Here is a 15,474-nt window from a genome sequence, read left to right on the forward strand (position 1 = left end):
CAAACAACCAGGACGGAGGCCAGGAAGACGCTCGCCGACGCGCCGACGAGGCCGAACAGGTACGACCGGCCGGGGCACCGCCCAGCAGATCATCCTCAGTACGTCTGCCCACGGAAGCGCCCCGCGCAGCGCCGTCAGCGCAGGCCCCACCCGAGCGGGGTGGGTGTGACCGTCTTCGCCGTCGCTACGAACGCAAGGCCGATCACTTCCTGGCGTTCGCCGACCTGGCCGCGGGCCCATCGCGAGTACGGACCGAGGCGAAACCCTCTTCCTCGTCGAGGCCGACAGCAACGCCCCGTGGCTCTTGGTCGACGACGGCGACGGCGGCTGGGCACGCTACGACATGAGCTTCGCCGAATGGCTCTACCGCTACCTCATCGGCGAAGACATGGCCGGCCCCAACAGCTCCGCGTTCTGTCCCGGTCCGGTCAAGCTGCTCAGACGCCCGATGAGCGCCGACGAACGTCCGGAGCCATTGTCCGGGCCAGACCGCGGCATGTCACTCTGCCCTCCACGACAACCACAAGGCATCCAGATGACGCGAGCCACCCAGGCCTGCCCCCCGTACAGGTCCTTCTCACGCATGAGGGATGAGAGGCACTCTTCTGGTCTCGGCCATGGTCCTGTGAACGTGTGATGCGCAGGCACGGCACTCGTCGCGGCCGACCGCGGTGACCGCCCAGCCCCCTCGTGGGCCGCCCCGCCACCCCCTCAACGAGCCGGGCCACGCGGCGATCTCCGGGGTCGTGCGCGACTGCGCGGCGTCAGAACGCGTAGAGCGCGTTGCCGTTCAGGGTCGCGGACATCTCGCACGCGTTGGAGAAGGTGTGCTGCCAGGCGACGCGACTGCCGCGCCAGACGCCGTCCGCCGTGACGGTGACGGGGTCGTAGTGCATCGGGCAAGCCCGGTCCGGGTTCGGGGCGGCCAGCAGGCGGTTGAACTCGCCCCCGGTGGCGTTGAGGGCGTCGCACGCGGCCCTGGGGGCGGGGTGGGTGCCCTCGGCGGTGTAGGCGCAGCTGAGGGTGGTCGCGCGCAGGACGGTGCCCGTGGCGGCGTCGTCCCCCTGGGTGATGCTGAAGACCATGGCGGACGGGGCGTACAGGCTCGTGGGCTTGGCCTGCGCCGCGCCCGTGGCGCCGGCGAGGCAGAGGAGAGCGGCGGCGGAGACTGTGGCTAAGCGGTAGCGCACGAGAAGACTCGCTTTCGAATCGAAGGTGTGTGGGAGCACTGAAGCTTTCATGTAGCGCTCAACTGGGGCTGAGCCTTTCAGATGTGAAGGTTGGCCGCACATCGGCGATCGATTTACGGACAGTTCATTCGAATACCGGACGGCGACGGGTGTTTGTACAGTTGGCGCGGGATGTCCCCAGGTCCACGCCACGCCAGGGCGCCGCCTCCCGGCCGTCGTTGCGCACGCGTCACCATCTCCTGCCCAGGTGACGACCGCTCACGGTTCGCCGAACGGCCGTCCAGGGTGACCGGATCGGTGCGGTGGCAGCACCTCCGGCGACCACGCGCGCCGCGGGAAGCGTGCTGCCGATGCCAAGTGACCCGTGCGTAATGCACGTCGGGCTGGTGACAAACGCGACTGTCGGCGGCTCCTCGCGGCGTGCCACCTTTACACAGCGGGCACGCGGCCTTCTGTAACGCCGACCGCTGGTTCTACGACGCCCCGTACCGACGGGCCGGCCGGACATCGCAGAGGGCGGTCCTTGTGGGCATCCTCGGGCCGTGGCCCTGAAAATATCGTGGCCGCACCACGCGATCGCCGATGCCGGTCTCGTCACCGTGTACTGGTTCCCGGAAGTGGCGGGAATGGAAGATCGAACGGTTCGCGCAGGCACTGATCCCCGATGGTCTCCACTACCCCACGACCCACACGCTCGAGGTCGCGGTGCGCCTGCGCATCACCGGCCACGCCGACGCGGTCGCACGCCGTGCGACCGCGGCCTTCCGGGCGGTGGCGGCCGGCAGGCCGTCGAGGCCGGCTCGGCCGGTCAGCCGGTCAGCCGGTTATCGAGAAGAAGATCGAGCCGTCCTCGGCCCACCACCAGGCGCCCCGTCCCTCGACCCACTCGGAGGACCAGTCGTCAAGAACCTTGATCAGCTCCTCCAGGTCGTACCGCAGGTCGGTGTCGATCCGGTCCACCACCGCTCGGTAGGCGTCCACCGCGGGCCCGGCCGTGGCCAGCGGCCAGCACCCGATTTCCGGCGACCCGTCCAGAGGGTGGGGGATGTAGAAGCCGATCTCCGAGGGCGGGCCGCTGTAGATGTACTGGTGGGGCAGCAGGTCCGCCGGAACACCCGCAGCGCTCAGCGCGTCGTCCAGAGCCGAGAAGAGGGTGGAAGGGCTTCGGTAACTCCCCAGGGTCGAGGGATCGCTGGCGTTGTGGTCGATGACGATCTGCAGGGCCGCGTAGTAGGCACTGCCGGCATAGTCGGCCCTGGAGTCGGCCCGCCCGGCGATCAGTTGCTCCAGGGCGTCCTGCACCGAGAGCCCCCAGTCCACTTCCTGGGCATCGAGATCGTCCTGGCGTGCCCGCGCCGCCTCCCGCATGGCGCCCAGGCGCCGCGATTCGTCGGCGCTCAGGTCCCGGGCGGGCAGGAAACGGGCGACCTTGCTGCGGTTCGCCATGCTGAAATTCACTACCTTGCTCATGCCGATCATGCTGCCAGAGGGCACTGACACTCAATGTCTCCTGGAACCCCCGAAGCCATGGGGCGAGAACCTGCTGTCGGTTCAGCCCCACCCGTGCCGAGCCGACGGTGGCGGACCGTCAGCCGCGGCGCCCTTCGCGGGCGAGGGCGGGCACGAAGCGGGCCGCGTCCAGGGTGCCGACACCGGTAGCCATGTCGTAGCCGTTCACCGCGGTGTAGCCGGTGACGCCCTGGTAGCTGTTGTTCGTACCGTCGTTGACGTCGACGATGCCGGTGGAGCGGTCGTACGCGGAGCGCCCGTACAGGCGGTACAGCGCCTCGTGGATGTCGCCCAGGCGCTTGCCCGCGGCCTGGTCGGCCAGGGCCACGATGCCGGACAGCAGCGGGCTGGACTCGCTGGTGCCGCCGGATACGTCCCAGCCGGTGGCCGTGGGATCGAAGCTGGAGTAGATCCAGGCACCGCCGTTGACTGCCGCGGCCATCGAGATGTCCGGGGTGCCGCGCCGCTCGCCGACGACGTTCCTGACGCCGTCCTGGAAGGCCGGGCGGGTGAAGACGTGGGACTGGCCTCCGCCGCCCGCACCGTTGTCGTTGTAGACGCTTTCGGGCGCGGTCCGCTTCCCCGCGTCGTCCAGGTGCAGCTGGGTGCCGCCGACGGAGGTCACCAGCGGATCGGAGGAGGGCCAGGAGTTGACGCGCTCGTTGTAGTAGCCCGTGCCGTCGGCGGTGTTGTCGGTCGCGCCGCCGTCGCCGGAGGAGGCGAGCACGGTGACGTGGTTGCGTGCGGCGGCCTCGAAGGCGTAGCGCAGTTTCCCGATGCTGGAGAAGTCACCCTTGTCGAAGCCGGGGAAGGTGTTCTCCGTCGCGCCGAAGCTCTGCGTGATCACATCGCCGATGCCGCGGTCGATCAGGGCCTTCTCGGCGTCCATCATCTCCGGCAGCCCGGTGGTGCCTTCGGTCTCCGCGACCGCGGTCTCCACCAGGACGATCTTCGCGTCCGGTGCCACCGCGTGCGCCATCTCCACATCGAGCGTCGTCTCGCCGGCCCAGCCCAGCATGTCGGCGTTCTTCGGGTCCCACTTGGGGACGTTGCCCCACTTGACCACCTGCACCTTGGTGCTGGGTATCCCGAACTGCCTGCTGTAGACGTCCAGGTCGTGCTGGACGGTCGGCGAGCCGAAGGAGTCCACGATCACGATCGTGCGGCCCTTGCCGGTGATGCCCGCCTTGTACAACGGGTTCAGGTCGTACGCCTCGCGGTACTGCAGCGGGGTGTAGCACGCGATCTTCCACTTGGTCCGGCACTCCTCGATGGAGAGCGGGCTTCCCACGGCGCGGACCAGCTGGTGCCCGGCGACGGCCGGACGGGCCACGGTGTGCGGGATCGCGGGGGTGTGCGCGGAGGCGGTCACGGTCCCGGTCACCGGGGCGGCCGCCACCGCGGTGAGCGCGAGGCCTGCGGCGGCGGCCGTGGTGGCCGCGGCGCGTGGCCACGTACGACGAACTGAAGGCATTGCGGACTCCCTTGGGGGGGTGGCGCCGCGCGGAGCGGCTTCCACGATCACATCCGTCAAGTCATGCGCAGGACAAGGCTGTTTGACGCTTGATGCCGAACGCTTTACCTGAATGCGCAAGACGACGCCGAGTGCCAGGATCTGGTCAAAACCCGCCCGGGATCAGCCTGTTGGGGCACATGTGGGCGGATTCGCTCCGGCCCAGAGTGTCCGCTCAGCAGACGCGACCCATCGGAATTCGGACATGTTTCGGCGAATACCTGACGTGTCCATGGCGATCATGAAGATCGCTGGCAACCTCTCCCCATCCCCAGCAGCACTGCCAGCACCACAGGGACCACCAGCACCACAGGCACCACACGCTCCGCCCGGCCGGCCTCATCCCGGCCGCCGGTTCCACCCCCCACAAGCTCAAGGAGTCCGCGTGAAGTCCACGCACCGGCGGAACGCCACCGCCACAGGCGCCCTGCTCGCCGCCGCCGCCCTGCTCACCGTAGGCGTCCAGGCCGGCAGCGCCAGCGCGCAGCCCGAGGGATCCCCGAACGCGACCGCGCCGCAGGGCCCGCCCGTCGCCAACCCGGGTGCGCTGCCCGCGCAGCTCTCCCCGTCCCAGCGCGCCGAGCTCATAGCCAAGGCCCAGAGCACCACGGCCGCGACGGCCAAGGAGCTCGGCCTCGGCGCTCAGGAGAAGCTCCTCGTCCACGACGTGGTCAAGGACCAGGACGGTACCACCCACACCCGGTACGAGCGTACGTACGAAGGGCTCCCCGTCCTCGGCGGCGACCTGGTCGTCAGCCGCACCGCCGCCGACCGGACGCAGAGCGTGAGCAAGGCGTCCACCGCCCAGCTGCAGGGCGTCTCCACCTCCGCCCCGGCCGACGCTCCGGCGGCCGCCTCCGCGAAGGCCCTCGACGCCGCGAAGGCGGTCGGCTCCAAGGCCGACAAGGCCGACGCCGCGCCCCGCAAGGTCGTGTGGATGGCGAAGGGCGTGCCGACGCTGGCCTACGAGACCGTCATCGGCGGGCTCCAGGACGACGGCACCCCCAACCAGCTCCACGTCATCACCGACGCCAAGACGGGCGCCAAGCTCCACCAGTGGCAGGGCATCGAGACCGGTGTCGGCAACACCCACTACAGCGGCCAGGTCACCCTCGGCACGTCGGCGTCCGGTTCGAACTTCACGCTGAACGACGCCGCCCGCGGCGGCCACAAGACGTACAACCTGAACCGCGGTACGTCCGGCACGGGCTCGCTCTTCACCCAGTCCACCGACACCTGGGGCAACGGGGCCAACTCCAACGCCGCCACCGCGGGCGCCGACGCCGCCTACGGCGCCGGGGTCACCTGGGACTTCTACAAGAACGTCCTCGGCCGCTCCGGGATCCGCGGCGACGGCGTCGCCGCCTACTCCCGGGTCCACTACGGGAACGCGTACGTCAACGCGTTCTGGGACGACGGCTGCTTCTGCATGACGTACGGCGACGGAACGGGCAACAACGACCCGCTGACCTCGCTGGACGTCGCCGGCCACGAGATGACGCACGGCGTCACCGCCGCCACCGCCGGCCTCGAGTACAGCGACGAGTCGGGCGGCCTGAACGAGGCGACCTCCGACATCATGGGCACGTCCGTCGAGTTCTACGCGAACAACCCCAGCGCGCCGGGCAACTACCTCATCGGCGAGCAGATCAACATCAACGGCGACGGCACCCCGCTGCGCTACATGGACAAGCCGAGCAAGGACGGCGGCTCCAAGGACGCGTGGTACGCCGGCGTCGGCAACCTCGACGTCCACTACTCCTCGGGCCCGGCCAACCACTGGTTCTACCTGGCCTCCGAGGGCTCCGGCGCCAAGACGGTCAACGGGGTCAACTACGACTCGCCGACCTCCGACGGCCTGCCCGTCACCGGCATCGGCCGGGACAAGGCGCAGCTCATCTGGTACAAGGCGCTCACCACCAAGTTCAACTCGAGCACGGACTACGCGGGTGCCCGCGCCGGCACGATCGCCGCGGCGACCGAGCTGTACGGGGCCGGCAGCGCCGAGGTCAAGAACATCACCGACGCCTGGGCCGCCGTCAACGTGGGCGCCCGTTCGAACGGTGGCACCACCACCCCGGGGAAGGTCTTCGAGAGCACGACCCGGGTGGCCATTCCGGACTCCCCGGCCCCCGCGGTCACCTCGTCGGTCGCCGTCAGCGGAATCACCGGTAACGCGCCGAGCGCCCTCAAGGTCGGTGTGAAGATCACCCACACCTACATCGGTGACCTCCAGATCGACCTCGTGGCCCCCAACGGGACCTCGTTCCGCCTGCAGAACTCCTCGTCCGACTCCGCGGCGAACCTGGACAAGACCTACACGGTGAACGCCTCGGCCGTAGCGGCCAATGGCACCTGGAAGCTGAAGGTCCAGGACAAGGGAGCCGCTGACGTCGGCACGATCACCGACTTCAAGCTCACCTTCTGACCAGCTGACCGGCTGTGACCTGAAGAGAGGTGGCCGGAGCCATTGTGGGTCCCGGGCCCCTGGGGTACCCCCCCCCCCTACCCCTGACACCTCAAACGGAACCCCGGCGGAGAGATCGCGCGCCTTATCCGACCAGGTTCTGGCACGAGGCCGTCCCCGGGCCCATCCCCGGCAGCGGGGGTCGGCATGGCCCGGGCCGGCGAGGCATCCAGGGCCGCCAGGGCGTCCAACCGCAGCACGCTGTAACGCCGTTGCGCGACGGAGAGGCCCGCGACCGCCCCTCCGAGAGCGAGCCATCCGGCGGGTCCGGCCGCCATCACGGCGCCCGTCAGCAGCACCGGCCCGGCGGACTTCTGCACCGACTGGGCCATGCCCGCCACCCCCAGGTAGGACGCCCGTGCCTCCTGGGGCGCGAGGGACACCGCCAGCTCCCACGAGCTCACCGACCGCATCAGCTCCGCCAGGGTGACCAGTACCGCCGCCGTCAGCAGGATGACCGAGGCGGCCCAGGCTCCGCCTCCCGTCGACAGCGCCAGCAGGGCGCAGCAGGCGAACACCGTCAGCCCGTACAGGAGGACCGTGCCCGCCGCCTGGCGCGGCTCCTCGACCCTGGCGGACACCCGCAGTTGCAGTACGACGACGAGCACGGTGTTGATCACGAGGAAGGCCGGAACCAGTGCCTGGGGTGCGTCCGTATGGTGGACCAGCCACAGCGGCAGCCCCACGTTGAGGATCGAGTCGTCAAGGTTCATCGGCATGTCCAGCAGGACGAACCGCAGGTATCCGCGGTCCCGCCAAGGGCTCGGCGCGGGTCGCCGCCGCCCGGTCGACCCCTCCTGCCCGGCGGGCCCGGCCGGGCCGCTCGCGCGGGCCCGCACCCGCGGGTGGCCGCTCACCTCCGGGGTGCGCCACACCAGCGCGGCGGCCGCGACGAAGGACAGGGCGTTGGCGAGGATCAGGACCTGGTAGGCCTCGCGGCTGCCCACCGCGAGGCCGATCGCGGCGAGACCCGCGCCGAGCGCGTAGCCGGCGTTCGCCGAACTGCGCGACAACGCCTGGTAGGTGGCGCGCCGTTCGCCCGCGGCCCGGGTGGCGAAGAGCATCTCCAGCGTCTTGGCCGCCCGGTCGCCCAGGTTGGTGAGGGCGACCGCGAGCAGCAGCGCATCGAAGCGGGTGACGACGAGCAGGGCGCACACGGTCTCCAGGCGCAGCAGGTGACAGCCGATCAGCAGCGAGCGCACCGGGAACCGGCAGGCCAGGTGACCGGCGAGCGGTGAGCCGGCGATGCCCGCCACTCCGGCAGCGCCGAGCAGCAGGCCCAACCGCCCTGCGTCCAGCCCGACGACGAAGGTGAAGTACAGGACGGAGGCCGCGGCCCACACCCCCGATCCCGTCCGATCCAGCGACAGGGCGAGCAGCATGATCCGTGCGGGGCGGCCCCCCGGCGGCCGGCGCAGCTGCGCCAACAGGCCGGTCTCACCCCGCCGGCCCTGCCCGCCCTCTCGGCCCTGCCGGCTCTTCCCGCTCCCCCGGCCCTCCCCGCCCCGCCACATCCCGAGCCCCCGAATCCCCAGCGAAAGTATCTCGATGTCGAGATACCCAGCGCGCAGCCTGCCCGAGATTAATCTCGACGTCAAGATACTTGGGGGGCGTACAACCGGTCCGGCCAGGGCTGCCGACCTCGCCAGCTACTCCGGCTTCCCGGTCCTCGGCAAGAAGGCGACGAACTCCGTCTCGCCGAGACCCTGGTGCCCGCAGATGTTCTTGCTGGTGAAACGGAACCGAAGATCACCAAGCCACGTCATTGAACATGTTCAAGTGATTGTGACCAGGAGGTTCCCTCTATGTCCGGACGACGCCAGCGCATCGCGGTATGGCTCGGAGCGGCAGCCGTCGCCGCAGGGTTGGGGGCCGGCGGCTGGTACGCGTCCCAGGTGATGGCAGCTTTCGACGGCACCCTGGGCGTGCCCTGCGACGATGCTGTCCGCTTCCTCCGGGCCGCCCCGCTGCCCGAGGGGACGCACGACCGGCGGTGCACCACGGGGCAGTGGATGAGCGTTTCGTACGAGTTGGACATCCGTGCGCCCCGCGAAGCCGCCGAGACGTGGCTGCGGGCCTCGTATCCGGACACGGAGCTTCTCAGGGACTGTGCGGCCGCCGACGCGTGCGCGCATCCACAGCCGCGCCCCGTGCCGTTCACGGACGAGAACGGCCACCGGCTCACGGACTCGGTGAGGATCGAACTCGACTACGAGGACGGAGACATCGCGCACGTACGGATGTCCGGAGCGACCATCTGACAGCAGCCGGCCCTTCTCCCTCAGGCCGGCCTGCGGCACCGGTCCGTCATGGGTGAAGCCGCGGCAGGCTCAGCCCCAGGTCTGTCCGGCCGGCTCCTTGATGGTGCGGTTGATCCGGTTGAAGAAGTTGGTCAGCGCGATCTCCAGGTTGATCGCGCCGACCTCCTCCTCGGTGAAGTGGGCGTTGACCTCTTCCCAGATCGCGTCGGCGACTCCCTCCGCACCGTCCTGCAGCCGGGTGGCGGCCTCGGCCAGCGCCAGTGCCGCGCGCTCCCCATCGGTGTAGAACGGTGCCTCGCGCCACGCCGCTACGTTGTGCAGCCGCTCGTCGGTGTCACCGGCCTTCTTCCCCTCGGTGACACTGGCGTAGACGCACGCCGAGCAGCTGTTGATCTGGCTGGCGCGCAGGTGGACCAGCGTGACCGGTTCCGCGCCGTCGCCTACCGCGTCGGATCACACGCCGACGCGGAAGACGTGGTCCAGGAGGCGTGGCTGCGGCTGTCCCGTCAGGACACCGGCACCATCGACAACCTCGGCGGCTGGCTGACCACCGTCGTCGGCCGCATCAGCCTCGATGTCCTGCGGTCGGGCCGGACCCGCCCGCAAGTCGCCCTCGACGACCAGCTGCCCGAATTCACCGTGACGCTCGACGACGCTCCCGCTCCGGAAGACCTCGTGGCGCTCGGGGACTCCGTCGGCCTCGCCCTCCTCACGGTCCTCGACTCGCTGCGCCCGGACGAACGACTGGCGTTCGTGCTGCACGACGTGTTCGCCGTGCCCCACGGGGAGATAGGCACGATTCTCGACAAGTCCGCCGACGCGACCAAGATGTTCACCAGCCGCGCCCGCAGGAAAGTACAGGCCGCCCAGCAGCCGGCAGGCGCCGGACGACAGCAACGCGAGGTGGTCCAAGCCTTTCTGGCCGCGGCCCACGACGGTCGGTTCGAGCAGTTGCTGCGGGTTCTCCACCCCGAGGTGAGGTTCACCGTCCATACACCGAACGGCCGCTTCGTCACGCTCGGAGCCACCGAGGTCGCCACGGGCGCGCGAGTGGCCGGCGCCGCGGCTCGAGGACATGCGGCGACCGTCAACGGCCGCCCCGGCGTCATCTCCTGGAGCGAAGACGGCACCCCGCTCTCCGTACTCGCCTTCACCGTGGCCGACGGCCGCATCACCGAGATCACCGCTGTGATCGACCCTGCCGAACTCGCCCTCATGGACCTGCCGGAACCGGTGTGACTCCCCACCCGCGACGGCCCCGCACCGATCGGAGGACTTCTGCTTGACGGTGCCGGGCCCGAACCAGTCCGGTGAGGGCCACCCGCCCCGACCAGGTCGGGGCGTACGACCTGCCGACTCCGGGTTGCGGCAGGTACACGCGGCGGTGCGGCGGTAGTGGTGGACGGGGAGTAGTTGTCGCACACGATCGCGACGCGCTTCTTCTCGTCCGAGCGGGTGTAGGTGGCGCGCCGCCTGGGCCTCGGTCAAGGTCGGGGGCCTCGCTTTCCCCCGCGGTCGGCCCACTGGCGCCCGGCATGGGGTTGCTGAGCAGACCGAACTCGTCCATGCAGAAAATGACTTCGGGTGGCTGAAGGCCCCTCGCTCCCTATGGCCGGTTGACTGCAACCAGCTGGAGATCTGCTGACGATCCGCCCGGTGGGTGCTGAGGGTCTGTGCAGGTCCTCGTTACACAGCCCGCATCACGCTCGCGTCGATCGGGTCGGGAGAACGCGTTGGGGCCGAAAGTGCAAGATCGGCAGGGCCTGCCGAATCCGACTGCCGGTGGGGTATCCCTGAAAGGCGGCCCCGATCGGAGGTCGTTCCCTCCTGGAAGGACACTTGCCGTGGACGGCTGGTACGTGGACGACCGTTGCTTCAACTGCGATGTCGCACGACAGCTCGCGCCCGATCTGATCGGCGAGGTCGACGGAAAGTCCCAGATCCTGCGCCTGCCGCACGATGAGGCGGAAACGCGGCGCTTACACGCAGCGGTCTTCGCCTGCCCCACCCGCTCGATCCGCCCCCTCTCGGGCCTGCCGGACCAGGGGCTCGATCCCTTTCCGATGGCCTTGGACAGCGGCGTACTGCTGTGCGGGCACAACTCACAGCGCACTGCCGGGGCCAATTCCTACTTGCTTCTACGGCCCTCCAGCACGGTCATGATGATCGACACGCCGCGCTGGAGTCGTGAACTCGCCAAGCGCTACGCAGCATTGGGCCCGGTCACCGATGTGCTGCTCACCCACCGAGACCACGCTGCACACGGCCGCCGCTACGCGGACCATTTCGGCGCCCGGCTGTGGATCCACGAGGGCGACCTCGATGCGGCGCCAGACGCGGACCGGGTGATCCAGGGTCTCGAACCCCTGGAGATCAGTGAGGGGGTCACCGCCCACCCGCTGCCCGGCCACACTCCGGGCAGTGTGCTCTACCTCGCAGATGACCGGTACTGCTTCAGCGGGGACAGCTTCTACTGGTCACGCACCACCGGTGATCTGGAAGTCGCGGATAGTGTGACCTGGTACTCCATTGAGGAGTTGGCCACCTCACTGACCAGGGCGGCCGGACGACTCCGGTTCGAGTGGGTCCTGCCGGGCCACGGCGATCGCCGCCGGCTGTCCGCCGACGAGATGTCCCGGCGGCTGACAACGCTGGCAGAGCGCACTCGGCTGTTGCGGCCCCGGCCGGTCGACTTCACCGCCGTTCGCTGGTGAAGGGGCGGCGCGACCGGAGCCGCGCCCCCGTGGCGTCGGCCGCGGTGCCTCGTCCTGCTTCGTGTGCGGTGTTGTACACCGTGCCAAGATCACAGCAGCCAGACGGGTCGCCCGGCCTGCACCACCTGCACCACATCGACGTGGCCCGCAGGACCGAGCAGCTCGGTGGGGCCCCGTGAACTTCGACCTCACCGGGCCGGCGGGGTTGACCGGGGCCGGCTCGCCCTCGCCGCGTGGCGTACTGCTCGACGGCTGAGGGCGGGCGTGGGGTGCTCCCGGTCCGGGTCCGGGTCCCGATCCCGGTCCCGGTCTCGGGAGCACCCCGTCGAGGTCAGGTCACGGGCAGCCGGGGCCCGTTCCGGGGTTGGCGCAGACGTCGGTGCCGGGGCCGCCGTTGTTGCTGTTCGTGCCCGGGCCGCCGTCGAGGTTGTCATTGCCGACGTCGCCGAAGAGGGAGTCGTTGCCGGGTCCGCCGGTCAGGGTGTCGTCGCCCGGGGAGCCGTGGAGGGTGTCGTCGCCGACGCCGCCCGCGACGCGATCGTTGCCGGGCCCGCCGGTGATCGAGTCCGCCCCGGGGCCGCCGCATACGAGGTCGTCGCCCGCGCCGCCGTTGATGGTGTCGTTGCCGCCGTGGGCGAGGATGACATCGCGTGCGGGCGTGCCGTTGATCTGGTCGTTGCCGGGGGTACCGGTGATGGTGGGCTGTTGGCCGAAGCAGGTGACCGCGTTGACGGTGGTGGTCTCCGTCACGGTGTCGTTGGCCGGAGCCGGGTCGGAGACCGCGCCGGCCACGCCCGCCGTGTCAACGGCGATGTCCTCGATCGTGGTCGTCACGGTGATGGTTCGCGCGGCGCTCGCTCCGGCGGTGAGGGTGCCGATGCCGCAGGTGACGACGTCCGGGGTGGTGCCGGACGCGGTGCACCCGGGGGACGCCGAGACGAACTGCAGTCCGGCCGGGAGGGTGTCCTGGAGGACGACCCCCTCGGCCGTCTGCGGGCCGTTGTTCGTCGCGGTGAGCGTGTACGTCACGTTCTGGCCCTCCACGACGGGGTCGGAGCCCGTATCGGACTTCGCGACGGCCAAGTCGGCGCCGGTCAGGTGGAGGTGCCCGATGAAGCTGGAGGTCTCGGCGAACCAGATGTCGTCGTCCGGGCCCTTGGTGATGCCCCAGGGACCGCGCTCCGAGGAGGGCAGGGGGAACTCGGCGATGACGCCGGACGTGCTGATCCGCCCGATCTTCCCGCTGTTGCGTTCCGTGAACCACAGGCTGTCGTCCGGCCCGGCGGTGATGTCCTGGGGCTGGGGCGAGGAGCCGTTCGACGGTACGTCGTACTGGGTGATCACGCCCGACGGGGTGATCCGGCCGATCCGGTTGCCCCCGAACACGGTGAACCAGAGGTTCCCGTCGGGGCCGGTGGTGATGTCGGTCGGGCCGCCGCCGCCGGGGACCGGGAACTCGGTGACGACGCCGGACGGGGTCATGCGGCCGATGAGGTTGTCACCGATCTCGGTGAACCAGAGGTTCCCGTCCGGCCCGGTGGTGATGTAGGACGGCTGGCCGGAGCCGGCCGGCAGCGGGTATTCGGTGAGGGTGCCGGTGGTGGTGATGCGGGCGATCCGGTGGGCGTTCTGCTCGGTGAACCACATGGCGCCGTCCGGGCCGGCGGTGATGCCGGTGGGTTCGTCGAACTGGTCGGGGAGGGGGTACTCGGTGACCGTCCCGCTCGTGTCGATCTTCCCGACCCGGGAGTCGAAGTGCTGCATGGTGAACCAGACGTTCCCGTCCGGGCCGGTGGTGATGTCGTGCGGGGTACTGAACTCGCCGGGCAGGGGGTACTCGGCGATGAGGGTGCCCGTCGGGCTCATCCGGCCGATCTTGTTGCCGACCGCCTCGGTGAACCACAGGTTGCCGTCCGGGCCGGTGGTGATGCCGACCGGGGTGCTGGGGGTGGGTACGGGGTACTCGGTGATGCCGACGGCGGCCCGAGCCTCCGGGGCCCCGGCGGCCAGGGGGAGGACGGCGGCCATCAGGACACCGGTGAGCAGCGCCGCCAGACCGCGTCGACGGCGGGGTTTCGGCTGCTGGGGCGTCCCTGGCTCTGGCGCATTGCGGGGTGTGGGAGGCATCGGCGAACACCTTTCGGTCGCGTGGGAACGCGCCCGTCGTACCAGGGCCCGATCGTTTCTTCGGATGCGGCGGCACCTGCGGCGCGCCGGATCTTCACCCGAATTCCACCCGGTCGGAGCAGTGCCGGCCGGTGGGGACGGCGGGGCCGCCCTGGCCTGATCGGCCGTTCGGTGGCGGGGCTTGCACCGGTCCTGCGTCGGTCTCACACGGCTGCACCGAAGCGATCACCAGCGGCGCCGACCGCCTGCACCGCGACGCTCCAACGCAGCCCCGGTGCCCCGGTGCCCCTGGCCGAAGTCGGCCGCCAGGCCGAGGCGGGCGAGATCCCGGCCGTCCCGGCAGCCCCGTCCGCCGCCCGCCTACTGGCCGGCGTCGCAACACCGTCTCGCGGTCGACGGCCATGGCCTCGCCACCTTGGACACGGCATCAACACACCGCTGCCCAGAAGCCTCGGCCCGGCGCCCGGCGAGCTTCTGCCGCGCTACCTGCACAGCGATCTTGACCAAGGAACGCTCCTGTCGGGGACCGAGTGGACCTGTCCCTGGGGAGCAGCTGGGGACTCTTGCCGCATCCGGTTGCCACGGGGTGGAGGATGGGCATGTGATCTCCAAGGAACGAGCGGTCGAGCTGGTCGAGTCCCTGCTGGCGCGGGAGCAACCGACCTGGGCATGGGCGCGGTTGGTCCCGAACCTGGCCGTGTACCACGTCGAGGAGCGGTCGGTCGGGTGGCTCGCATACTGGAGCTCCTCGAAGTACGCCCGCGACCCTGATCGGCGCTCGAATCTCCTCGGCGGCCCCTACCTGGTCGACCGGGAGGACGGGAGCATCCACTTCGTTCCCGGCACCGCCTGGACCGAGGACTGGGAAGAGCTCTACCTCTGGCAGGTCAAGGGCATCAGAGCACCCGACCCGCTCGCCGCGGCCGTCCGCCACCTCGCGGACTCCGCCGGGACCGCTGCCGCAATGCGGCACCTGCGCAAACAGGCCCCGCGGATGGGCCTGCAGGAGGCGAAGGCATACATAACGATCGTCAGGGACGGGAGTGAGCCACCCGAGGAGCTGGCGAGCCTCACCCGCGAGCCCGATCCCTGGCATCCGGGCACGATCGAGACATTGGCCGGCCCGGTTCAGTAGCCTTCCGACTGCACTGCCGGATGACTGCACTGCCGGACGACCGGATCGCCGGACGACCGGACGGCTACCGAACCGGTCAGAGGCCGCACTCGTCGGTCGGCGAATGCGATGCGGTGTCGTTCTCAAACGACTCGACCTCCGCGGAAGTTGACCCGTGCCGGGCGACTCTGTGTGTGCGCACGAAGGCGGGGTCGGCGGCAGTCGGGGGGCGGTCGCGGCCTTACGCGAGTGCCGACGCGTGGCTCTGGTTCTGCGTGGCGGAGATGAGCCCGGCCAGTGAGGTGCGGGTCTCCGACAGCGCGGTGATCCGGTCATCCAGACCCTGGAGGTGTTCTTGAAGGGTCTCCAGCCGGCATTCGGCGACCGTGCCGTCCTGGCGGACGCACGGCAGGAGATCGCGGATGACCCGGGTCGGAAGGCCGGCGTCCAGCAGTGCGCGAATGCGGCGGACCGCGGCGGGGGCGCTGTCGTCGTAGCGGCGGTGGCCGCTGTCGAGACGGTAGGACGTCAGGAGGCTCTGCTCCTCGTAGTAGCGCAGGAGCCGGACGGAGGTGTCCG

At 70.1% G+C, this 15,474-nt stretch carries 11 protein-coding genes and 1 pseudogene; 5 read left to right on the forward strand and 7 right to left on the reverse strand.

The window, feature by feature from the left end:
* Positions 1–764: 764 nt before the first annotated feature.
* The 3 genes from ACFV0Q_RS14980 to ACFV0Q_RS14990 form a co-directional block, all read right to left on the reverse strand.
* Positions 765–1,190 (reverse strand): subtilase-type protease inhibitor, encoded by a 426-nt coding sequence (locus ACFV0Q_RS14980; protein ID WP_385005222.1) that lies wholly within the window; start codon positions 1,188–1,190, stop codon positions 765–767.
* An 816-nt stretch (positions 1,191–2,006) separates the two neighbouring features.
* Positions 2,007–2,660, reverse strand: a complete 654-nt coding sequence (locus tag ACFV0Q_RS14985) for a hypothetical protein (RefSeq protein ID WP_385005224.1) — start codon at positions 2,658–2,660, stop codon at positions 2,007–2,009.
* A 118-nt stretch (positions 2,661–2,778) separates the two neighbouring features.
* Positions 2,779–4,173, reverse strand: a complete 1,395-nt coding sequence (locus ACFV0Q_RS14990; protein ID WP_385005226.1) for a S8 family serine peptidase — start codon at positions 4,171–4,173, stop codon at positions 2,779–2,781.
* A gap of 424 nt (positions 4,174–4,597) precedes the next feature.
* Here ACFV0Q_RS14990 and ACFV0Q_RS14995 point away from each other — a divergent pair, with 424 nt between their 5' ends.
* The gene (locus ACFV0Q_RS14995) at positions 4,598–6,640 is read left to right on the forward strand and encodes a M4 family metallopeptidase (RefSeq protein ID WP_385005228.1); all 2,043 of its coding nucleotides are present in this window, start codon (positions 4,598–4,600) and stop codon (positions 6,638–6,640) included.
* A 77-nt stretch (positions 6,641–6,717) separates the two neighbouring features.
* Here the strand turns inward: ACFV0Q_RS14995 and ACFV0Q_RS15000 are convergent, their stop codons facing one another.
* Positions 6,718–8,106, reverse strand: a complete 1,389-nt coding sequence (locus tag ACFV0Q_RS15000) for an MFS transporter (RefSeq protein ID WP_385005230.1) — start codon at positions 8,104–8,106, stop codon at positions 6,718–6,720.
* Between the two features lie 378 nt (positions 8,107–8,484).
* Here ACFV0Q_RS15000 and ACFV0Q_RS15005 point away from each other — a divergent pair, with 378 nt between their 5' ends.
* Entirely contained in the window at positions 8,485–8,940 is a 456-nt protein-coding gene (locus ACFV0Q_RS15005; protein ID WP_385005232.1) for a hypothetical protein, read from the forward strand.
* A 69-nt stretch (positions 8,941–9,009) separates the two neighbouring features.
* On the opposite strand, the pseudogene ACFV0Q_RS15010 reads toward ACFV0Q_RS15005, so the two are convergent.
* Positions 9,010–9,363: pseudogene (locus ACFV0Q_RS15010) on the reverse strand (carboxymuconolactone decarboxylase family protein); the annotation flags it as partial.
* On the opposite strand from ACFV0Q_RS15010, the gene ACFV0Q_RS15015 reads away from it, so the two are divergent.
* Together ACFV0Q_RS15015 and ACFV0Q_RS15020 are read left to right on the forward strand one after the other, a co-directional pair.
* Positions 9,334–10,179, forward strand: coding sequence for a sigma factor (locus ACFV0Q_RS15015; RefSeq protein ID WP_385005242.1), 846 nt, complete (start codon positions 9,334–9,336; stop codon positions 10,177–10,179). The pseudogene ACFV0Q_RS15010 and the gene ACFV0Q_RS15015 sit on opposite strands and share 30 nt — an antisense overlap.
* Before the next feature lie 605 nt (positions 10,180–10,784).
* Positions 10,785–11,654, forward strand: coding sequence for an MBL fold metallo-hydrolase (locus ACFV0Q_RS15020; protein ID WP_385005234.1), 870 nt, complete (start codon positions 10,785–10,787; stop codon positions 11,652–11,654).
* 336 nt (positions 11,655–11,990) lie between these two features.
* Here the strand turns inward: ACFV0Q_RS15020 and ACFV0Q_RS15025 are convergent, their stop codons facing one another.
* Positions 11,991–13,781 carry a hypothetical protein gene (locus ACFV0Q_RS15025; protein WP_385005236.1) on the reverse strand — a complete coding sequence of 597 codons (1,791 nt, stop codon included), beginning with the start codon at positions 13,779–13,781 and terminating at the stop codon, positions 11,991–11,993.
* Between the two features lie 601 nt (positions 13,782–14,382).
* Here ACFV0Q_RS15025 and ACFV0Q_RS15030 point away from each other — a divergent pair.
* The gene (locus ACFV0Q_RS15030) at positions 14,383–14,916 is read left to right on the forward strand and encodes a YrhB domain-containing protein (RefSeq protein WP_385005238.1); all 534 of its coding nucleotides are present in this window, start codon (positions 14,383–14,385) and stop codon (positions 14,914–14,916) included.
* 220 nt (positions 14,917–15,136) lie between these two features.
* Here ACFV0Q_RS15030 and ACFV0Q_RS15035 read toward each other — a convergent pair.
* A partial coding sequence (locus ACFV0Q_RS15035; protein WP_385005240.1) for a MerR family transcriptional regulator occupies positions 15,137–15,474 on the reverse strand: 338 nt, incomplete at its 5' end.

This window comes from Streptomyces sp. NPDC059564 (genome assembly GCF_042735575.1).
Classification (GTDB): domain Bacteria; phylum Actinomycetota; class Actinomycetes; order Streptomycetales; family Streptomycetaceae; genus Streptomyces.